General features: G+C 55.8%; 16 protein-coding genes and 1 riboswitch. Of the genes, 7 read left to right on the plus strand and 9 right to left on the minus strand.

The window, feature by feature from the left end:
• Positions 1–30: 30 nt before the first annotated feature.
• The 3 genes from OGX75_RS02185 to OGX75_RS02195 are packed head-to-tail and all read right to left on the minus strand — an operon-like array spanning position 31 to position 4,966.
• On the minus strand, positions 31–1,155 hold the full coding sequence (locus OGX75_RS02185; protein WP_049011518.1) for an ABC transporter permease: 1,125 nt from the start codon (positions 1,153–1,155) through the stop codon (positions 31–33).
• Complete coding sequence (gene rbbA, locus OGX75_RS02190; protein ID WP_286450987.1) at positions 1,155–3,902, minus strand: ribosome-associated ATPase/putative transporter RbbA; 2,748 nt, start codon at positions 3,900–3,902, stop codon at positions 1,155–1,157. Before rbbA ends, OGX75_RS02185 begins: the two co-directional genes overlap by 1 nt.
• Positions 3,899–4,966 (minus strand): HlyD family secretion protein, encoded by a 1,068-nt coding sequence (locus OGX75_RS02195; RefSeq protein ID WP_012135621.1) that lies wholly within the window; start codon positions 4,964–4,966, stop codon positions 3,899–3,901. The genes rbbA and OGX75_RS02195 overlap by 4 nt, the downstream gene beginning before the upstream one ends.
• 413 nt (positions 4,967–5,379) lie before the next feature.
• A riboswitch (M-box (ykoK) riboswitch) is annotated at positions 5,380–5,563 on the plus strand.
• A gap of 56 nt (positions 5,564–5,619) precedes the next feature.
• On the opposite strand from OGX75_RS02195, the gene OGX75_RS02200 reads away from it, so the two are divergent.
• Complete coding sequence (locus tag OGX75_RS02200; protein WP_049011520.1) at positions 5,620–6,633, plus strand: magnesium transporter; 1,014 nt, start codon at positions 5,620–5,622, stop codon at positions 6,631–6,633.
• A gap of 37 nt (positions 6,634–6,670) precedes the next feature.
• On the opposite strand, the gene OGX75_RS02205 is transcribed toward OGX75_RS02200, so the two are convergent.
• Positions 6,671–7,864, minus strand: coding sequence for a BaiN/RdsA family NAD(P)/FAD-dependent oxidoreductase (locus tag OGX75_RS02205; protein ID WP_286450988.1), 1,194 nt, complete (start codon positions 7,862–7,864; stop codon positions 6,671–6,673).
• A gap of 230 nt (positions 7,865–8,094) precedes the next feature.
• On the opposite strand from OGX75_RS02205, the gene pitA reads away from it, so the two are divergent.
• The gene (gene pitA / locus OGX75_RS02210; protein ID WP_012135626.1) at positions 8,095–9,591 is read left to right on the plus strand and encodes an inorganic phosphate transporter PitA; all 1,497 of its coding nucleotides are present in this window, start codon (positions 8,095–8,097) and stop codon (positions 9,589–9,591) included.
• A gap of 142 nt (positions 9,592–9,733) precedes the next feature.
• On the opposite strand, the gene uspB is transcribed toward pitA, so the two are convergent.
• The gene (gene uspB, locus OGX75_RS02215; RefSeq protein ID WP_012135627.1) at positions 9,734–10,069 is read right to left on the minus strand and encodes a universal stress protein UspB; all 336 of its coding nucleotides are present in this window, start codon (positions 10,067–10,069) and stop codon (positions 9,734–9,736) included.
• 391 nt (positions 10,070–10,460) lie between these two features.
• On the opposite strand from uspB, the gene uspA reads away from it, so the two are divergent.
• Both uspA and dtpB read left to right on the plus strand, forming a co-directional pair.
• Positions 10,461–10,895, plus strand: coding sequence for a universal stress protein UspA (gene uspA / locus OGX75_RS02220; RefSeq protein WP_000323571.1), 435 nt, complete (start codon positions 10,461–10,463; stop codon positions 10,893–10,895).
• Between the two features lie 299 nt (positions 10,896–11,194).
• Positions 11,195–12,667, plus strand: a complete 1,473-nt coding sequence (dtpB, locus tag OGX75_RS02225) for a dipeptide/tripeptide permease DtpB (protein WP_047460450.1) — start codon at positions 11,195–11,197, stop codon at positions 12,665–12,667.
• Between the two features lie 50 nt (positions 12,668–12,717).
• Here the strand turns inward: dtpB and OGX75_RS02230 are convergent, their stop codons facing one another.
• Positions 12,718–13,221: an RrF2 family transcriptional regulator gene (locus OGX75_RS02230; RefSeq protein WP_012135633.1), complete on the minus strand. Its 504-nt coding sequence runs from the start codon at positions 13,219–13,221 to the stop codon at positions 12,718–12,720.
• 233 nt (positions 13,222–13,454) lie between these two features.
• Here OGX75_RS02230 and OGX75_RS02235 point away from each other — a divergent pair, with 233 nt between their 5' ends.
• A complete protein-coding gene (locus tag OGX75_RS02235; RefSeq protein ID WP_071259286.1) occupies positions 13,455–14,657 on the plus strand; it encodes an NAD(P)/FAD-dependent oxidoreductase in 1,203 nt (400 codons plus the stop codon).
• Between the two features lie 73 nt (positions 14,658–14,730).
• Here the strand turns inward: OGX75_RS02235 and rsmJ are convergent, their stop codons facing one another.
• On the minus strand, positions 14,731–15,489 hold the full coding sequence (gene rsmJ / locus OGX75_RS02240) for a 16S rRNA (guanine(1516)-N(2))-methyltransferase RsmJ (protein WP_286450989.1): 759 nt from the start codon (positions 15,487–15,489) through the stop codon (positions 14,731–14,733).
• Positions 15,490–15,497: 8 nt separating this feature from the next.
• Positions 15,498–17,540 carry an oligopeptidase A gene (gene prlC / locus OGX75_RS02245; RefSeq protein WP_081353211.1) on the minus strand — a complete coding sequence of 681 codons (2,043 nt, stop codon included), beginning with the start codon at positions 17,538–17,540 and terminating at the stop codon, positions 15,498–15,500.
• 206 nt (positions 17,541–17,746) lie between these two features.
• Here prlC and OGX75_RS02250 point away from each other — a divergent pair, with 206 nt between their 5' ends.
• Both OGX75_RS02250 and gorA read left to right on the plus strand, forming a co-directional pair.
• On the plus strand, positions 17,747–18,589 hold the full coding sequence (locus OGX75_RS02250) for a 23S rRNA (adenine(2030)-N(6))-methyltransferase RlmJ (protein ID WP_047460439.1): 843 nt from the start codon (positions 17,747–17,749) through the stop codon (positions 18,587–18,589).
• Positions 18,590–18,693: 104 nt separating this feature from the next.
• Positions 18,694–20,046, plus strand: a complete 1,353-nt coding sequence (gorA, locus tag OGX75_RS02255; protein ID WP_286450990.1) for a glutathione-disulfide reductase — start codon at positions 18,694–18,696, stop codon at positions 20,044–20,046.
• Between the two features lie 156 nt (positions 20,047–20,202).
• Here the strand turns inward: gorA and OGX75_RS02260 are convergent, their stop codons facing one another.
• Positions 20,203–21,597 (minus strand): cytochrome-c peroxidase, encoded by a 1,395-nt coding sequence (locus OGX75_RS02260; protein ID WP_071259278.1) that lies wholly within the window; start codon positions 21,595–21,597, stop codon positions 20,203–20,205.
• Between the last annotated feature and the right edge of the window lie 320 nt (positions 21,598–21,917).

The following is a 21,917-nucleotide window of genomic DNA, read 5'->3' on the forward strand; positions in this document are numbered from 1 at the left end:
TAAGGCGTAGCCGCCATCCGGCAATAATGTTTACGCCATCGTGCCAATCGTCTTTCTGAAACGCAGTAGCGCTATCAGGAAGAAAGCGCTGCCGATCGCCAGCAGCGTCAGAAACTGCGGCCAGACGATGCCAAACCCGGCGCCGCGATAAAGTATCGCCTGCGCGAGGCTGACAAAGTGAGTGGTCGGCATCGTCAGCATGATGTCCTGCACCATCTGCGGCATACTTTCACGCGGCGTGGAACCGCCGGAGAGCATCTGCAACGGCAGCAGCACCAGAATCATCAGCAGCCCCAGTTGCGGCATCGAACGCGCCAGGGTGCCCATAAAAATGCCGATAGACGTGGTGGCGAACAGGCTTAACGCGACCCCCAGCATAAACAGCGGAATGGAGCCCTCAATCGGCACGCCGAGTGCCCCCTTTACCATCAGCATCAGCGACAGCCCGGAAACCACCAGCACCACCAGCCCCATCGACCAGACCTTCGCCATCATGATCTCAAACGGGGTAATCGGCATCACCAGCAGGTGTTCAATCGTCCCGTGCTCCCGTTCACGGATTAGCGCCGAGCCGGTCAGCACAATCGCCAGCATGGTGATGTTATTAATAATCGCCATTACGCCGCCGAACCATGCCGGGTCCAGATTCGGGTTGAAGCGCATCCGGGTTTCCAGTGAGACCAGCGGCTCGCTATTGTCGCGGTAACGCGCCACAAAGCTGTTCACCTCGCCGCTGATGATGTTCTGGATATAGCTGTTGCCGGTAAACGCCTGACTCATGCGCGTCGCATCGACGTTCACCTGAATATCCGGCTGCCGCCCCGCCAGCACATCCCGTTGGAAATTGGGCGGAATATTGACGGCAAAGGTGTAACGTCCGGCATCCAGTCCGGCGTCCATCTCATCGGCGGTGATCATCTCCGGCGGCAGGAACCACGGGCGATAGAAGCTGTTCACAATGCGATTCGACAGCTGAGATTGGTCCATATCGGCAATCGCGATTGGCGCAAGGTGCAGCGAACCCGGCAGAACGGTGGCGGAGGAGTACACCGAAATCGTGAAGGCAAAGACAATCAGCGTCAGCATTGCCTTATCCCCCAGCAGGCTGCGTAACTCTTTGATGCCGAGGTTATAAATATTGCGTAATCGGCGCATCACCCCTCCTGTTTTTTCAGCAGCAATACGCTCAGGCCAATCACCAGCGGAATGGCGATCGCCAACGGCACGAACAGCGGCCAGAGATCCATCAGATCCAGCGCTTTCGAGAACGTACCGCGCGCGATCGTCAGAAAATGGCTGGTCGGGTAGATCTCGCCGATCCATCTCCCCGGCCCTTCCAGCGACGCCACCGGGTCGATCATCCCGGAGAATTGCGTCGCCGGGATCAGCGTAATGATCGAGGTGCCGAAAATCGCGGCGATCTGGCTTTTCATAAACGTCGAAATCAGCAGCCCCATCCCGGTGGCGATGGTGACGTAAAGCAGCGCCGCCAGGGTGAGCGTCAGGAAGCTGCCCTTATGCGGCACGCCAAAAACAAACACCGACAGCGCGCAGAGCAACAGGAAGTTCAGCATCCCCAGCGCGATGTACGGCAACTGTTTACCGAGTAAAAATTCGCTGCGGGTGGTCGGCGTCACATACAAGTTGATAATCGATCCCAGCTCTTTTTCACGCACCACGCTCAGGGCGCTGAGCATCGACGGGATCATCATCAACAGCAGCGGGATCACCGCCGGCACAATCGCTGGCAGGCTTTTCACATCCGGGTTGTAGCGATAGCGCGTTTCAATAGTCATCAGCCCGCCCTGGCTGCTGGCGTTCGGCTGACGGCTCGCCACATCCTGTAGCCAGCTCTGGTGCATCGCCTGTACGTATCCCCTTACCGTTTCCGCGCGGCTGGGCATTGCGCCATCTACCCACACGCCAATCTGCACCGGCGTGCCGCGGGCGATATCCCGTCCAAAATTGGGCGGAAGTTCTATCGCGACCGCCACCTCGCCCGAGCGCATGCGTCGGTCAAGATCGTCATAGCTGGTGAGCGGCGACTGCTCGATAAAATAGCGAGACCCCGCCAGGTTCAACGACCAGGCCTGACTGCTGACGGTCCGATCGCGATCGAGCACGGCAAAGCGCAGGTTTTCCACATCCATGCTGATACCGTAGCCCATGATCAGCATCAAAATGACCGTCCCCAGCAAGGCCAGCGTTGATCGTACCGGATCGCGGCGCAGCTCCAGCGCTTCACGGCGGCTGTAGCTGAACAGGCGTCGCAGACTAAAGCCCTGGCGCGGCGGTTTACTCGTTTTATGCGCGTCTGGCGCGTCCGCTGGCGGCAGCGGTGATACTGGCGCTGGCCCTGCGGCTTCCTGTAACCAGGAGATAAACGCCTCTTCAAGACTGGCAGCGCCCCGCCGCTCTACCAGTTCCTGCGGCGTGCCGCTGGCAAGCACCTTTCCGGCGTGCATCAGCGACATGCGGTCACAGCGTTCCGCTTCGTTCATAAAGTGGGTGGAGATAAAAATGGTCACCTTATCCCGGCGCGACAGATCCACCATCAACTGCCAGAACATATCCCTGGCGACCGGGTCCACGCCGGAGGTCGGCTCATCCAGAATCAGCATTTCCGGGCGATGGATCACCGCCACCGCCAGCGACAAGCGCTGGCGAATACCGAGCGGCAGCGCTTCCGGCAGCATATCTTCGACGTCAGAGAGCATAAAACGCTCGCTCATCTGCGCTACGCGCTGCGGAATCTCTGCGTCCGGGATGTGGAACAGGCGGGCATGTAGCTCCAGGTTTTGCCGCACGGTCAGCTCGCTGTAGAGTGAAAACGCCTGCGACATGTAACCCACCCGGCGGCGGGTTTCGATATCCTTCGGGTCAACCGATTGTCCGAACAGCCAGGCTTCCCCTTCACTGGCAGGCAGCAGCCCGGTGAGCATTTTCATGGTGGTGGACTTGCCGCAGCCGTTCGAGCCCAGAAAACCAAAAATCTCTCCGCGCGGGATGCGGAAATTGACGTGATCGACGGCGACGAAATTGCCAAACCGCATGGTCAGATCTTTCGCCTCAATGGCGATCTCTTCCTGCGTCGCATCATAAGGCGGGATAACAACGGGTTTGTGCGCCTGGCGCTGCGCCTCTGGCAACAGGGCGATAAACGCCTGCTCCAGCGTGGCGCTGCCGGTTTTGTCCCGCAGTTCTTGCGCACTGCCCGTCGCCATCACTTCACCTGCGTTCATCGCCACCAGCCAGTCGAAACGCTCGGCTTCTTCCATATAGGCCGTGGCGACCAGCACGCTCATGTTAGTCTGCCGCTGACGAATGCTGTCGATCAACGCCCAGAACTGGGCGCGGGAAAGCGGGTCAACCCCGGTGGTAGGCTCGTCAAGAATCAGCAGTTCCGGGTCATGGATCAGCGCGCAGCACAGCCCCAGTTTTTGTTTCATGCCGCCCGAGAGCTTCCCCGCCGGGCGATCGCGAAACGGCGCCAGCCCGGTGCTGTTCAGCAGATCGGTAATTCGCGCTTCACGCTCCGCTTTATCATGCCCGAAGAGACGCGCGAAGAAATCGACGTTCTCATACACCGACAGCGTATGGTAGAGGTTCTTTCCCAGCCCCTGCGGCATCCAGGCTATCCGTGGGCAGACATTGCGGCGGTGCGTCGCGTCGCGCATGTCGCCGCCCAGCACCCGCACATTGCCCTGCTCGATAACGCGCGCGCCGGAGATAAGCGACAGCAGGCTCGACTTACCGACGCCATCCGGGCCAATCAGCCCCACCATACAGCGAGCGGGGATATCCAGCGTGATGTTGTTCAGCGCCACCGTTGCCCCGTAATGCTGACTCACGCCGTCAAGGTGCGCCACGGGAGGAATGGGAAGACGCGCCAGGTTCGTCATTGCGGTAGCCTCACCGCCAGATCGTCAGGCCAGGGACGCTGTTCATCCAGCCGCACCCATGCCATACCCGGCAAACCGGTTTTAACGTATTCCAGATGCTGCTGTAACAGCGCTGGCGGGATACGCGCCTTCACGCGGAACATCAGCTTCAGCCGTTCATCGCTGGTTTCGACGGTTTTCGGCGTGAACTGCGCGACGCTGGCGACAAAACTGATGGTAGCCGGAATGCGCAGGCTGGGCGCGGCATCCAGCACCAGGCGCGCTTCCCCGCCAATTTTCAGCAGGCCGGCCTGCTCGGTCGGCAGGAAGAAGGTCATGTAGACATCGCTGAGATCGACCATATTCAGCACCCGGCCGCCCGCAGACAGCACCTCTCCCGGTTCGGCAACGCGGTACTGGACGCGGCCATCTCGCGGCGCTTTTAATTCACTGTCATCGATGTCCGCCACAATGCGTCGTTCGGTAGCCTGCGCCGCGTCTACGCGGGTCTGCGCCTGAATAATGCTGGTGCGGGCCGCTTCAATCGCCGCTTTCGTCGCAGAGACCTGGGCTTTGGCGGATTCCAGCGCGGCGCGAGCGCTTTCGGCAGCGGCGCGATCGTCATCCAGCTGTTGAGCGGAAACCGCACCGCGCTGCGACAGCGAGCGGGAACGCACATGACGTTTGGAGACCGAATCCAGCTCGGCTTCACGCTGCTTCACCACCGACTGGGCGGCGCGCGTTTCGCTCTGGCGTTGCTCCAGCAGGGCGCGCGCGGCGGCAACCGCGCTTTCAGCCTCTTTGATTTGCGCGATGGCTTCCAGCCGCTGTTCCTGCAACACGCGGGTGTCCATCTTCGCCAGCACCTCGCCCTGGCGCACAAACTGCCCTTCCGACACCAGAATGGTGTCAATTCGACCGGCGATTTTGGTGGCAATATCGACTTCTGTTGCCTCAATTCTGCCGTTGCTGGCGGCAAAGCCATCCGGTACGCCAGCAGGACGTAGCATCCACCACGCTACGGCTGCTATTGCCACCAGGATGCCAACACTCCACCACACCAGATGACGCTTTATTTTGTCCATATCCGACCCGCCGTGATCCCTGTTAGCCAACAATGCGTGTCACAACACCCCCGAACACATGTTCAGCGGGATATTCCATCCGGGATAAGAAGGAAAAAAAGAAAATGGCCAGACGGCATGCAGGCGTCAGCGCGGCGCTCGCCGTAAAGGAAAGTGAATGACGGAAATGCTCGAAAAACGGGTACTAATGTTGTCATCATCAGCGTTCCTGGCCGTAAATGAAACACGCATACTCATATGTACTATCAATGAAATACTAACACCAATACCCGTGATGTCTATTCACTTCATTCTTTAATGGGTTTCGCTGGCTTTTATTGGCGGAGAGACAATGTGGTATATCAACCGTTGATAAACCATCTAAATTATAAACATTGTGAATGGTTAACATTCTCTATACTGGCGGCTCATTTTATCGATCTCGTTATGGCGAGGCTCCTGCACAAATATAAGTTACCGCCCTGCTGGTATCGAGAGAGACCACTCAGGGAAATACAGGCATCCATCGAATCAAGGTGTTGCCAAGGTAACTTCTGACGATATCACTATCGGACAGATACGTTGTGCAGTGCTAAAACCAGGACGTAGGGATCTGCCTGTGCTCATCCTGTCTTGTTCGCCCCTATGAGAGCTTTTTATAGGGAATTACATCAATGTCATCCATCCACGTTTGCAACGCACATCACCCGGCTCCGGCTTTTGACGGCGATGCTATCGCGCAATATATGCGTACCGATTTTATTACGCTGCCGGATCATCTCAGCGTTCATGAGGCGCGTGAATTCTTTGTGTCGCAACTCACCTCAGATGATATTCCCGGCCAGGTGTTTGTGGTTGCGGAAAAACAGCTGCGCGGGGTTTTATCCATCAAGAAACTTTTGCAGGCAAGCGACACAGCGCAATCTATCCGCGCCTTAATGGACAGTTGCCTGTTTCGCGTCAAACCCGACGACGAACGTCCACACATCATTGCCGAGCTGACCGAACGCCAGCTCGATCTGGTGCCGGTCGTCGATAAAGGCGAGCTGGTCGGCTGCCTGATGGAAAAAGAGATTGCCCATCTTCTGGAAGATGACGTCACTGAAGACGTGCAGCGCCAGGGGGCGACGCTGCCGCTGGAGAAACCGTATCTGGACATCAGCCCGTGGACGCTGTGGAAGAAACGTTCTGTGTGGCTGCTGTTGCTGTTTGTGGCGGAAGCCTATACCAGTAGCGTACTGCAACATTTCGAAGAGGCGCTGGAGTCAGCAATTGCGCTGGCCTTCTTCATCCCCCTGCTGATTGGCACCGGCGGCAACAGCGGCACGCAAATAACCTCTACGCTGGTGCGCGCAATGGCGCTGGGCGAAGTGCGGCTGCGCGACATGGGGCGGGTCATTCGCAAAGAGGCGTCGACCTCGCTGCTGATCGCCATAACGCTGGGCCTGGCGGGTTGTCTGCGCGCCTGGATGATGGGTATCGGCGTGGAAATCACGCTGATCGTCAGCCTGACGCTGGTATGCATTACGCTGTGGAGCGCGGTGGTGTCATCAGTGATCCCGATGGTGCTCAAGCGCATCGGCATCGACCCTGCGGTGGTCTCTGCGCCGTTTATCGCCACGCTGATCGACGGCACCGGACTGATTATCTACTTTAAAATCGCCCAGTATTTTCTTGGCCTGAACTGACAACTGCGCCCGACCGCTCTCTGGTCGGGCAAACCCGTTATCCTTCGCTCAGCGCCTGCGCACATGCCCACGCGCTCGACCAGGCCCACTGGAAGTTGTAGCCCCCCAGCCAACCGGTGACATCCATCACCTCGCCGATAAAATAAAGCCCCGGCACTTTTCGGGCCTCCATCGTGCGCGAAGAAAGTTCATCGGTGTTCACACCACCAAGCGTCACTTCCGCCGTGCGATAGCCTTCCGTACCGTTAGGCTGTACGCGCCATTCGGTCAGCGTTTCAATCAGCGCTTGCTGCTCGCGTGCGTTCAACTGTTTCAGGGAAACATCCGGGATTTGCCCAAGCTGCTGTAAACATTCCACCAGGCGCTTCGGCAACTGCATCGCCAGCGTATTTTTCAGGCTTTGATTCGGGTGCGCGCAACGTTGTTCATTGAGGAAATCATCAGGATCGACCTCCGGCAGCAAATTGATGCTGACAAATTCGCCGGGCTGCCAGAAACTCGAAATCTGTAAAACCGCCGGGCCTGATAGCCCACGGTGGGTAAAGAGCAGATTTTCACGGAATACCGTACCGTCCTGCGCCGCGATCACCGCAGGCACCGAAACGCCGGATAACACCTGAAGCTGCTCCAGCAGCGGTTTATGCAACGTGAAGGGCACCAGCCCGGCGCGGGTCGGCAGGACATCCAGACCAAACTGTTCAGCAATTTTATAACCCAACGGCGACGCGCCCAGACCCGGCATGGAGAGACCGCCCGTGGCGATCACCACTTTTTTCGCCGCGACCGTCATGCCGTTCAGTTCCAGGGTAAACCCTTCGTCATCACGCGCAATACTGAGCACTTCGCTGCGCAGGCGCATCGTCACGTTGCCCTTTTCGCATTCCTCCACCAGCATATCGACAATTTGCTGCGCAGAGTCGTCGCAGAACAGCTGGCCGAGCGTTTTTTCATGCCAGGCGATGCCGTGTTTGCCCACCAGATCGATAAAGTCCCACTGGGTGTAACGCGCCAGCGCCGATTTGCAGAAATGGGGGTTCTGGCTCAGATAGGCAGCAGGTTCGACATACAGATTCGTGAAGTTGCAGCGCCCGCCGCCGGACATCAGGATCTTACGCCCCGGTTTTTTACCATTATCGACGAGCAGCACGCGGCGCCCCGCCTGACCGGCCTGCGCCGCACAGAACATACCCGCCGCGCCAGCGCCTATAATAACGGCATCAAACCTTTCCACTTTGCGATCCTCTCTGAAAACAGGGCGTGAATTGTAAAGATTCCTCAGTGGTCGCACCAGCGACAAAATCGATGGATATGAGTATTTAATTGAATTCTATAAGATAATTCTTTAGTGGCATGACATTAAGCAGGCGTTATATCAAAAAAAGTCTATATTTCACTTTGCCCGCGCCGCGAAAGTCACTGATAATGCGCCGCGTTCATGTCCTCAAAATGGCGTAACGTCCTATGCTACATTTGTTTGCTGGCCTGGATTTACATACCGGGCTTTTATTATTGCTTGCTCTGGCTTTTGTGCTGTTCTACGAAGCGATTAACGGCTTCCATGATACAGCCAACGCAGTGGCAACCGTGATTTATACCCGTGCGATGCGTTCGCAACTGGCGGTTGTTATGGCTGCGGTCTTTAACTTCTTTGGCGTTCTACTGGGCGGTCTGAGTGTAGCCTATGCCATCGTGCATATGTTGCCTACGGATTTGCTGCTTAACATGGGTTCCGCACATGGCCTCGCTATGGTGTTCTCTATGTTGCTGGCGGCCATTATCTGGAACCTCGGTACATGGTACTTTGGTCTTCCTGCCTCCAGTTCCCATACGCTGATTGGCGCCATCATTGGTATCGGTTTAACCAATGCAATGATGACCGGCACTTCAGTGGTGGATGCGCTAAATATACCTAAAGTTATCAATATCTTTGGGTCATTGATTGTCTCCCCTATCGTAGGCCTGGTGTTTGCTGGCGGTCTGATCTTTTTGCTGCGTCGCTACTGGAGCGGCACTAAAAAGCGCGCACGTATCCACCTGACCCCTGCTGAACGTGAAAAGAAAGACGGTAAGAAAAAGCCGCCATTCTGGACGCGTATCGCACTTATCCTCTCGGCTATTGGCGTGGCGTTCTCTCATGGCGCTAACGATGGTCAGAAAGGCATTGGTCTGGTCATGCTGGTTCTGATTGGCGTGGCGCCTGCGGGCTTCGTCGTCAATATGAACGCATCCGGCTATGAAATTACCCGTACCCGCGACGCCATCAACAACGTCGAAACGTACTTCCAGCAGCACCCTGATCTGCTGAAAAAAGTCACCGGCGTGGATCAGCTGATTCCCGCACCGGAACCGGGCGCGACAGAACCCGCAGAGTTCCATTGCCACCCGGCGAATACCATCAACGCGCTTGATCGCGCGAAAGGTATGCTGGCGAATCTGGAAAGCTACGACACGTTAAGCGTTGACCAGCGTAGTCAGCTGCGTCGCATTATGCTGTGCATCTCCGACACGACCGATAAAGTCGTGAAGCTGCCTGGCGTAAGCAATGACGACCAGCGTCTGCTGAAAAAACTGAAAACCGATATGCTGAGCACCATTGAGTACGCGCCGATCTGGATAATCATGGCCGTCGCGCTGGCGCTGGGTATTGGCACCATGATCGGCTGGCGCCGCGTGGCGACTACCATCGGTGAGAAGATTGGTAAGAAAGGCATGACCTATGCGCAAGGGATGTCGGCGCAGATGACGGCCGCAGTCTCTATCGGTCTCGCCAGCTACACCGGTATGCCGGTATCCACCACGCACGTCCTTTCTTCCTCCGTCGCGGGGACAATGGTTGTGGACGGTGGCGGTCTACAGCGCAAAACGGTCACCAGCATTCTGATGGCCTGGGTGTTTACCCTGCCAGCGGCGATTATTCTGTCCGGCGTGCTGTACTGGATCTCGCTGAAGATTATCTAAGCGCGACCGTGCCGGATGGCGGCGATGCCTTATCCGGCCTACAAAAACGCAGCACGTAGGCCTTAAAGCGACGCGCCATCAGGCAAAGGAATGCAGAATCAACCGTATTGAGCGGGTCAGGAAACTGACCCGCTTTTTTTGCTCAGTGCCAAATCAACAGCGCAACCATACTGATCAGCACCAGACCGCATAATGCGCTGGTGAGGATGAACTGGCCGCGAACGCGTTCACAACGGCGGATGAATTCATCATCGTGGTGATCGCGATAACGTTGCGCGTAGATATACCACACCAGACGCATCTGTTTGTTGGGTTGACCATGCGAGGTAAAGAAGCCACCTCCATCCACATATTGGTAGAGCAATGGATCGCAACCACGCAGTACCACTAACAGCGCGCGTAACGATGAGAAATAGCGCGCCATATTAACAATGCAAACGACACATAAAGCCCAGAATAATGCGACGGTGCTTATCATACCTCCTCCCCGGCGACCCGCCCACGGAGCTCCTCTCCGGGACTACCGCTCCCCCGATACTCAGCCAGACAGTTCAGTGAAAGAGTCCTGCTAAACCGTTCACGCCAGTGCCCTGCATCCGAACGGCTCTATTAAATAGTGTAGGAGATCAGTTAATTTTTTTGCCAGAAGGTTAACCGCTATCAATGCAATTAACTGAAAATTTTGTTTAACTGATTGGCAAGCAAGGCGGATTGACGGATTATCCAGGTCGCTATAATGTAAGGATAGTCTTTACATTCACTTCTCGGCTGGGCTAGCCCCGCGCTGTAGTTCGCAGGACGCGGGTGACGCGGCGGCACAAGAAACGCTAGCTGGCTAGTCATCGACAACTTATGGAAGGAGTAACACTATGGCTTACAAACACATTCTCATCGCGGTTGACCTTTCCCCGGAAAGTAAAGTTCTGGTAGAAAAAGCGGTTTCAATGGCGCGTCCTTACAACGCGAAAGTCTCTCTTATCCACGTTGATGTCAATTACTCTGACCTGTACACCGGCCTGATCGACGTGAATCTGGGTGATATGCAAAAACGCATCTCTGAAGAAACACACCATGCGCTGACCGAACTTTCCACCAATGCCGGTTACCCTATCACCGAAACCCTGAGCGGCAGCGGCGATCTGGGTCAGGTACTGGTTGACGCGATCAAAAAATACGATATGGATCTGGTCGTTTGCGGTCATCATCAGGACTTCTGGAGCAAACTGATGTCTTCAGCACGCCAGTTGATTAATACCGTGCATGTCGACATGCTGATTGTTCCGCTGCGCGACGAAGAAGAGTAAGTTCCTGTTGTGCCGGATGGCGGCTGACGCCTTATCCGGCCTGGCATTCATCAGCCCGATATACACAGCGCCCGCCAATGCGGGCGTTTTTGTTTATGCCTTCCCTCGAACGCATTCCAGTACAACATTCCAGACCACAAATCATAATTAGTGTGATCAACTAATTAGATCGAAAACTATCTCTATAATAATCTATTCATTCGGTTAATGACCGCAGTCTATAACAGAGTCAGACTTTTTCGGCGCGTTTTGGCATACGCGTTCATACTTTTCGGGATGGCATTGAAAGGCGAAGGAATATGAATACAACTGCACCTACGGGCTTGCTACAGCAACCCCGTCCGTTCTTCATGATCTTTTTTGTAGAATTATGGGAGCGATTCGGCTATTACGGCGTCCAGGGCATCCTGGCGGTTTTCTTTGTTAAACAGCTTGGCTTCTCTCAGGAACAGGCATTTATCACCTTTGGCGCATTTGCCGCACTGGTGTACGGCCTGATATCCATTGGCGGCTACGTTGGCGATCACCTGCTGGGAACTAAGCGTACCCTGGTACTGGGGGCGATTGTCCTGGCGATCGGCTACTTCATGACCGGGTTATCGTTACTGAAACCGAACCTGATTTTTATCGCGCTGGGGACGATTGCCGTCGGTAACGGGCTGTTTAAAGCCAACCCTGCGAGCCTGCTGTCCAAGTGTTACCTACCCAAAGACCCCCGTCTGGACGGCGCGTTCACCCTGTTTTATATGTCGATTAACATCGGGTCGCTGCTGTCGCTCTCCCTCGCCCCGGTCATCGCCGACAAATTCGGCTATGCCGTTACCTATAACCTGTGCGGCGCCGGGCTGATTGTCGCGCTGCTGGTCTACTTCGCCTGTCGCGGCATGGTGAAAGATATCGGTTCAGAGCCAGACCATAAGCCGCTGAGCTTCCGTAATCTGCTCGCCGTACTGATCGGCACCGTCGCCATGATTTTCCTCTGCGCCTGGCTGATGCATAACGTAAAAATCGCCAACCTGGTGCTGATCGTCCTGTCGATTGTGGTCATCATTTTCTTCTTCCGTGAAGCGTTTCGTCTGGATAAAACCGGACGCAACAAAATGTTCGTCGCTTTTATCCTGATGCTTGAAGCGGTGCTGTTTTATATTCTGTACGCACAGATGCCTACATCGCTGAATTTCTTCGCAATCAATAACGTACATCACGATATTCTCGGTTTTACCATTAACCCGGTCAGCTTCCAGGCGCTGAACCCGTTCTGGGTGGTGGTTGCCAGCCCGGTACTGGCGGCGATTTACACGCGTCTGGGGAGCAAAGGCAAAGATCTGACCATGCCGATGAAGTTTACGCTGGGCATGTTCCTCTGTTCGCTGGGCTTTTTGACCGCCGCCGCCGCAGGCATGTGGTTCGCCGATGCGCAGGGGCTGACTTCACCGTGGTTTATCGTGCTGGTGTACCTGTTCCAGAGTCTGGGTGAGTTGCTGATTAGCGCCCTGGGGCTGGCGATGGTTGCCGCGCTGGTGCCTCAGCACCTGATGGGCTTTATTCTCGGGATGTGGTTCCTGACGCAGGCGGCGGCTTTTCTGCTGGGCGGCTATGTCGCAACCTTCACCGCCGTACCGGAAAACATCACCGACCCGCTCCAGACGCTACCCATCTACACCGGCGTGTTCAGCAAAATAGGCCTCGTCACACTGGCGGTCACCGTTGTGATGGCGATTATGGTGCCGTGGTTGAACCGGATGATTAATACACCGGATAGCAGTAAATAAGCGTCAGCGCCGGATGCGGACATAGCCGCATCCGGCCTGCGCCTGGGCATTTACCCTTTACGCGCGTCAATCCATTCCTGCACTTCAACCACAAAGGTCTCTGGCGCTTTGCGGTACATCTTACGCGCCAGATCGAGAATGGTATGCTGCCCTAACGCTTCTTCCATACGCTGCTGCGCCATGTCCATTACCGAGCGCACGCCGCAGATACCTTCGCAGGCCCACGCCGGAGGCTGCTCATCAAAAACAGCCAGACGCTGGCGAATTTCACGGCATTCAAAGATGCGCTTGTCACCGTCAATGGCGTTGACCACATCCAGCACCGTGATGTGTTCGGCAGGCCTGGCGAGCTGAAAACCACCGCCTTTGCCTTCGATGCTGCGCACCAGGCCCGCTTTCGACAGACGGGTAAAAATCTTGGCCAGATAGTCGTAGGGCACGCTTTGCAGGTCAGCAATTTCGCGAACGCTCATATCGCGGGCGTCGCCTTTGCTGTCCACCATACACATCAGGCTATGGATGCCGTACTCAACCCCGGAACTGTAGAATGCCATGCTCTTATCTCAGCCAAAATAATTCTGAGTTATTGTAGCTTTTTCGACAGGCGCTTGCCAGACAGAGAACCACAGCACATTAGGAATTAAAATTTAATTCATTATTTATCATAATGATAACCAACAGATCTGGATCATTTTCCACTGGATCGCACAAATGACATTGCATTCATTAACTACGACTAATAAAATCCTAGTAAATAACTTCATCGTTAACATTGAGTGCAACCTAAATGCGTAAACAAATTCTGATCGTTGGTGCAGGTTTTTCCGGGATGTGGGCCGCGCTGAGCGCCGCCCGTCTGGCAGATAAACACCAGAATGACACAATTGATATCACCGTTATCGCCCCACAACCCGAACTTCGCGTACGCCCTCGCTTTTATGAAAATGCCGTCCAGACGCTGGTCGCTCCCCTGCAACCGCTGTTCGACGAAACCGGCGTCAACTTCCTGCGCGGGACGGTTGCGCAGATCCTTCCCGACTCAAAAGAGGTGAGCTGGGCGGATGCCTCTGGCAAAACGCACTTGCATCGCTACGACCGTTTGATTCTGGCAAGCGGCAGCCACGTTAACCGTTCACTCGTAACGGGCGCAGATGCGCATGCGTTCGATCTGGATCAACTGGAAAGCGCCGCCGTACTGGAGCAGCACCTGAAGGATCTGGCGAACAAAGAAGAAAGCGCCGCGCGCAATACCGTTGTTGTTTGCGGCGGCGGCTTTACCGGGATCGAGATGGCGCTGGAGTTGCCTGGCCGTTTGCGTGATATTCTCGGCGCTGATGCTAAGACCAGAGTAGTCGTAGTTGAACGCGGCCCGCAGCCTGGCGCTCGCTACAGCGAAGAACTGCGCAACGTGATTATCGAAGCGTCGGCAGAGCTGGGCGTGGAGTGGCTGGTGAATACGGAAGTGGAAAGCGTAGACGCAACGGGCATCACGCTGAAAGACGGGCAAACCATCGCGTCGCAAACCGTCATCTGGACCGTCGGCGTTCAGGCGAACGATCTGACCGGGCAGATTGACGCTCCGCGCGACCGTCAGGGGCGTTTACATGTGAACGCTCAGCTTCAGGTGGTGGGTCACGATGACATTTATGCCACTGGCGATGTGGCGTACGCCGCAACCGATGACAAAGGCAATCATGCGTTAATGACCTGCCAGCACGCGATTCTGCTGGGCAAGTTTGCCGGGAATAACGCAGCCGCTGACCTGCTGGAGGTCGCTCCTCTGCCGTATCGTCAGGAAAACTATGTCACCTGTCTGGATCTTGGCGCATGGGGCGCGGTCTACACCGAAGGCTGGGATCAGCAGGTAAAACTGACGCGTGCGGAAGCGAAAAAACTCAAGCTGTCGATTGTCAGCGAGCTGATCTATCCACCGAAGGCCGACAGAGCCGTGGCGTTTGAGATTGCCGATCCGCTGGCGCCGTTTGTTTAGTCAGCCTTGCCGGATGGCGGCATACCCTGCATGAACCGTAGGCCCGATAAGCGAAGCGCCATCGGGCAATTCGTTACTCCACCAACGCCGTACCGGCATAAATATCAAACCGGTGGCCTTTGGTGACAACCGCGTTCGGCGTGGCGACATCCGCTAACGGTGGCGCGTAATCCGGGCGCTTCACTACGACCCGTTTGGTCGCCAGCTGGCGCGCTGGCGCCAGCAAACCATCGGCATCAAGATCCGGCCCGACCAGCGACTGAAACACCCGCATCTCTTTTTTCACCAATGCGCTTTTCTGCTTATGCGGGAACATCGGATCGAGATAAACCACCTGCGGGCGCGGCGTGATATCCGTCAGCACCGTCAGGCTGGAGGCATGGATCAACTGCAAGCGCTCCTGCAACCACGGGCCGATTTCCGGGTCGGCATACCCGCGCGCCAGACCGTCATCCAGCAACGCCGCGACCACCGGGTTGCGCTCCAGCATGCGCACTCGACACCCCACGGAAGCCAGCACAAAAGCATCGCGCCCCAGTCCCGCCGTCGCATCGACCACATCCGGCAGGTAATCGCCTTTGATGCCGACCGCTTTCGCGACCGCTTCGCCGCGCCCGCCGCCGAACTTGCGGCGATGGGCCATCGCCCCGCCGACGAAATCGACAAAGATGCCGCCAAGCTTCGGCTCATCGCGCTTACGCAGCTCCAGATGCGCAGTCGTCAGCACCAGCACCATCGGGTTGTTTTCGTCATGCTCTAACCCCCAGCGGGCGGCAAGAACAGATAAGGCGCCGTCTCCGGCGCCTGTTTCATCAACTAAGCAGATCTTCACGTACGCTATCAGCCTTTAATGCCGTAGTGCGTCAGCATCGCGTCCAGCTGCGGTTCACGACCACGGAAGCGCTTGAACAGCTCCATCGGCTCTTCCGAACCGCCGCGAGTCAGGATGTTGTCGAGGAACGACTGCCCGGTATCGCGGTTGAAAATGCCTTCTTCCTCAAAGCGCGAGAAGGCATCCGCCGCCAGTACATCGGCCCACAGATAGCTGTAGTAACCTGCCGCATATCCCCCGGCGAAAATATGGCTGAAGGCGTGCGGGAAGCGACCCCATGACGGCCCCGGCACCACGGCGACCTGTTTTTTGATCTCAGAAAGCGTCTCCAGAATTTTCGCCCCTTGTTCCGGGTTAAATTCCGCATGCAGACGGAAGTCGAACAGGCCAAACTCCAGCTGACGCAGAATAAACAGCGCCGCCTGGTAGTTCTTCGCCGCCAGCATTTTATCCAGCAGTTCCTTCGGCAGCGGTTCGCCGGTCTCGTAGTGACCGGAGATAAACGCCAGCGCGTCCGGCTCCCAGCACCAGTTTTCCATAAACTGGCTCGGCAGTTCGACCGCATCCCACGGCACGCCGCTGATGCCGGAAACGCCCGCCGTTTCGATGCGGGTCAGCATGTGGTGCAGACCGTGGCCGAACTCGTGGAACAGGGTGATCACTTCATCATGCGTGAACAGCGCCGGTTTACCGTTAACCGGACGGTTAAAGTTACAGGTCAGGTAGGCGACCGGTTTTTGCAGCGAGCCATCGGCTTTGCGCATCTGGCCGACGCAGTCATCCATCCACGCCCCGCCACGCTTGTGCTCACGCGCATACAGATCGAGGTAGAAACTGCCACGCAGTTCGTTGTTTTCGTCATACAGCTCGAAGAAGCGCACGTCGGGATGCCAGACATCCACATCGTTACGCTCTCTGGCCGTAATGCCGTAAATGCGTTGTACCACTTCAAACAGGCCGTTCACGGCTTTGTTTTCCGGGAAGTACGGGCGCAGTTGCTCATCGCTGATGCTGTAAAGGTGCTGCTTTTGTTTCTCGCTGTAGTACGCGATATCCCACGGTTGCAGTTCATCGACGCCGAACGTCGCTTTCGCGAAGGCGCGCAGTTGCGCCAGCTCTTTCTCGCCCTGCGGACGCGCGCGTTTCGCCAGATCGGTTAAGAAATCCAGTACCTGCTGCGGGTTTTCCGCCATTTTGGTGGCGAGCGATTTAAAGGCATAGCTGTCGAAACCCAGCAACTGCGCCAGTTCATGACGCAGCGCGAGGATCTCTTCCATCACCGGGCTGTTGTCCCATTTACCCGCGTTCGGCCCCTGATCGGAGGCGCGCGTCACATAGGCGCGGTACATCTCTTCACGCAATGCCGGGTTGTCGCAGTAGGTCATCACCGGCAGATAGCTTGGAATATCCAGCGTCAGCAGCCAGCCTTCCTGTTCTTTCGCTTCCGCCTGCGCTTTCGCGGCGGCCAGAGCGCTTTCCGGCATGCCCGCCAGTTCCGCGTCGTCAGTCACTAACTTCGTCCAGCCCATCGTGGCGTCGAGCACGTTGTTGCTGTACTGATTACCCAGCTCGGACAGGCGAGTGGCGATTTCACCATAGCGCTGCTGTTTTTCCTTCGGCAGACCAATACCGGAAAGCTCAAAATCGCGCAGCGCGTTATCAACCGCTTTTTTCTGCGCGAGGTTCAGGGTCGCGTAATGGTCGCCATCGCGCAGGTCGCGGTACGCATTGTACAGACCCTCGTGCTGACCAACCCAGGTGCTGTATTCAGACAGTAGCGGCAGCGTCTGCTCATAGGCTTCGCGCAGTTCCGGGCTGTTTTTAACAGAATTAAGGTGGCTGACCGGAGAGAAAATGCGCCCCAGCACGTCGTCCACTTCCGCCAGCGGCTGGCAGAGATTTTCCCAGGTGTACGGCGCGCCCTGCGCCACTACCCGCTCCACGTTTTCACGGCAGTCATTCAGCGCCTTTGTCACGGCAGGCACCACATGCTCAGGCTGGATTTGGGAAAACGGCGGTAGCGAGAAAGGCGTCAGTAATGGATTGGTCATAAGCGCTGTCCTGTTGAATGAGGTGAATGAAGCGCGCATCCGGCGCTGTGCATATTTGTTTCAGATGGGGGTAAGTGTAGTGAATTTCAATGGCGAGCGTAGCGGAAAAATACCCGGTAGCGCTGCGCTTACCGGCCTACGGGTAATCTGCCCTTTTCTGCTGTAAACTGTGACAAATCGTCTATTTCAGCGGAATTTAATTACCCATGCTCAGTTATCGCCACAGCTTTCACGCTGGCAACCACGCCGACGTCCTCAAACACACTGTTCAGAGCCTGATTATCGAGTCGCTCAAAGAGAAAGAGAAACCGTTTCTTTATCTGGACACGCACGCTGGCGCTGGCCGTTATCAGCTGAGCGGCGAGCACGCCGAACGCACCGGTGAATATATGGAAGGGATCGCCCGCATCTGGCAGCAGGACGATTTACCGACCGAGCTGGAGCCTTATATCGGCGTGGTAGAGCACTTTAACCGTAACGGGCAACTGCGTTACTACCCGGGTTCCCCGCTCATCGCCCGCCAGCTGCTGCGTGAGCAGGACAGCCTGCAACTGACGGAGCTGCATTCAAGCGATTTTCCGCTGCTGCGTTCTGAGTTTCAAAAAGACAGCCGCGCCCGCGTGGAGCGTGCCGACGGCTATATGCAGTTGAAGTCCAAACTGCCGCCGGTTTCGCGTCGCGGCCTGATCCTCATCGACCCGCCTTACGAAATGAAAACCGATTATCAGGCGGTCGTCAGCGGCATCAGCGAAGGGTATAAGCGCTTTGCCACCGGCACCTATGCGCTGTGGTATCCGGTAGTGTTACGCCAGCAAATTAAACGCATGATTCACGATCTGGAAGACACCGGAATCCGCAAAATCCTGCAAATTGAGCTGGCAGTACGCCCGGACAGCGACCAGCGCGGCATGACCGCCTCTGGCATGATCGTCATTAACCCGCCGTGGAAGCTGGAACAGCAGATGAACAACGTGCTGCCGTGGCTGCACAGCAAGCTGGTTCCAGCGGGCACCGGGCACGCTTCCGTCAGCTGGATCGTGCCAGAGTAATCACAGACATCGGTGGAACCTTTTAATTCCAGGTATACAATCGCGAATATTTTGGCGAATGGCATTGCGCTCATTCGCCCTACAATGAACATGAAGGAGCGGTCATGACCAAACACTATGATTACATCGCGATCGGCGGCGGAAGCGGCGGCATTGCCTCGATTAACCGTGCCGCTATGTACGGTCAGAAATGTGCGTTGATTGAAGCCAAAGAGCTGGGCGGCACCTGCGTCAACGTCGGTTGCGTCCCTAAAAAAGTGATGTGGCATGCCGCGCAGATTCGCGAAGCGATCCATATGTACGGCCCGGACTACGGCTTTGACACCACCATCAACGCGTTCAACTGGGACACGCTGATTGCCAGCCGCACGGCCTATATCGACCGTATTCACACCTCGTACGACAACGTGCTGGGTAAAAATAACGTGGATGTGATCAAAGGCTTCGCCCGCTTCGTGGATGCCAGAACCCTTGAAGTGAATGGGGAAACGATCACCGCCGATCACATCCTGATCGCCACCGGCGGTCGCCCGAGCCATCCGTCCATTCCGGGTACGGAATACGGTATCGACTCCGACGGTTTCTTTGCGCTGCCTGCGCTGCCGGAGCGCGTTGCGGTGGTCGGCGCAGGTTACATCGCCGTAGAACTGGCTGGTGTGATTAACGGCCTGGGCGCCCAAACGCACCTGTTCGTGCGTAAACACGCGCCGCTGCGCAGCTTTGACCCGATGATCACCGAAACGCTGGTTGAAGTGATGAACACAGAAGGCCCGACCTTTCACACCCACGCGATCCCGAAAGCGGTGGTGAAAAACGCCGACGGCAGCCTGACCCTGCAACTGGAAGACGGTCGCAGCGAAACGGTGGATTGCCTGATTTGGGCGATTGGCCGCGAACCGGCAACCGACAACGTTAACCTTGCCGCCACCGGCGTGAAAACCAACGAAAAAGGGTACATCGTCGTCGATAAATTCCAGAATACCAGCGTGGAAGGTATTTATGCGGTGGGCGATAACACCGGTGCGGTTGAGCTGACACCAGTCGCCGTGGCGGCGGGTCGTCGTCTCTCCGAACGTTTGTTCAACAACAAGCCGAACGAGCATCTGGACTACAGCAATATTCCGACCGTGGTCTTTAGCCACCCGCCGATTGGCACCGTGGGCCTGACCGAACCACAGGCGCGCGAACAGTACGGCGACGACCAGGTGAAAGTGTACAAATCATCGTTCACAGCCATGTACACTGCGGTGACCTCTCACCGTCAGCCCTGCCGCATGAAGCTGGTGTGCGTCGGCGAAGACGAGAAGATTGTCGGTATTCACGGCATCGGCTTCGGGATGGATGAAATGTTGCAGGGCTTCGCGGTCGCGCTGAAAATGGGCGCCACCAAGAAAGACTTCGACAACACCGTGGCGATTCACCCAACGGCGGCGGAAGAGTTCGTGACAATGCGTTAATCGTCGATAAGCGCCGGATGGTGTGACGATCCTGTCGGCCGGATAAGGCGTTTACGCGGTCATCCGGCGCCATGCCCGATGGCGCTATGCTTATCGGGTCTACGCATGCGGTTTTCCGTAGACCCGATAAAACTTCAGCCGTCATCCGGCATTCTTTTATTTTCCTTGCATATACGGCGTATACACCCCGTTCAGGCTTTCCAGGAACGCGACGATATCATCAATGTCTTTCTGCGGAATCTCTTTCCCCACCTGATAACGCAACATCAGTTTCACCGCTCCGTCGAGGGTTGGCACATCCCCCCGGTGGAAATACGGCGCGGTCAGCGCAACGTTACGTAATCCGGGCACTTTCTGACGCAATTTATCGCGAACTTCATTGGTGACGTTCATACGTCCAATGTCCGCAGCGGTAATTTCGCCGAAATTAAAGTCTTTCTTCAGACCCAACGGCTCGAAGGAACGCCCACCGAGAATAATACCGCCGTGACAGGTCGCGCATTTATTCTCTTTGAACAGCTCATAGCCATGTTTCTGCTGCGCCGTCAGCGCATTTTCATCCCCTCGTAACCACTTATCGAAAGGCGAATTTGGCGTAATCAGCGTCTTCTCAAACTCGGCAATGGCATCCGTAATCGTTTCTCCGCTGAAGCCTTGCGGATATATCGCCGTGAACTGCTGTTTTAGCACCGGATCTTTATCGAGTTTCCCAATGATTTCATCCCAGGATTTAGAGGCCATTTCAATCGGGTTTAACGGCGGCCCGCCAGCCTGCGCCTGCAACGTCGGCGCGCGACCATCCCAGAATTGCTCAACGTTAAAGATCGAGTTGAACACCGTTGGCGCGTTGATTGGCCCTACCGCACCGCCCACGCCGATGGAGGTTTTCCTGCCGTCCACGCCGCCCGCATTCAGCGCATGGCAATGCGCGCAGGAGATGGTACTGTCACCCGATAAACGGGCATCGTGGTAGAGGGTAAAACCCAGTGCGACTTTTTGATCGTCAACCGGCAGTTTTTCGGGGACAGGCTGAACCGGCTCATTACGATGCGCCGCCGCCGTATCCGCGCTGGCGTAGTAACGTTCGCGCTGTTTAGCGATCCAGCCGAGAATCTCCTCCCGCTCCGTATCACTGACCTTACCGGCCCAGTGCAGCGCGGTATAGCGCGTTGGCGGCATTGTTTCGTACTGCATCACCCATTCAATCTTATTCAGATCGCTTTGCGTGACGGGTTTATCCGCGACTAACGCGGCGCGTACTGCTTCAAGGTTGAAAGATTTATAGCCCAGTTGAATGTCATAATTCATCAACTGCTTAGCAACGGGAAAAGAGGAATAAAAAGGCAGTTCAGCAGAGGGGGTATGACAATAATCGCATCCCTTTTCCCGCAAAAAACCCAGGATTTTATTATTGTCTTCCAGCGTTGAGGCTTGCACATCAGCTTCTTTACTACGTTGATTATCGTGATACCAGACGTAACCAGATAATCCTAAATAACAAATCGCAATGCCTGCTATGGCTATCGCGGTAAGACGGGTAATGATTTTCATTATTTTACCCTCACTATAGTGAGATATTATGACCCAGAAGATGAACATAAATCAGGCGTATGTCTTTATTAGACATAGCCATCATAGGAAATACAGGCGAAGGGTTTTTGATAAGTATCAAGCAATTACATGGGGATAAACTATCGATAAGATAGCTTTTCCCTATTATAAGCAGGGTCTTTCGGCGTCGGTATTCATAACTCGTTGCAATCGAATGTTCTGAAAGTGAAAATCTTCCTGTTACGGCTATTCCATATTTTTTATATTATTATCAGTAATCTATATTTAAAGACTCTTTTTCACGTATTAACAAAGCGTGA

This window comes from Citrobacter sp. CK199 (assembly GCF_030333285.1).
In the GTDB taxonomy this organism is placed as follows: Bacteria; Pseudomonadota; Gammaproteobacteria; order Enterobacterales; family Enterobacteriaceae; genus Citrobacter_B; species Citrobacter_B koseri.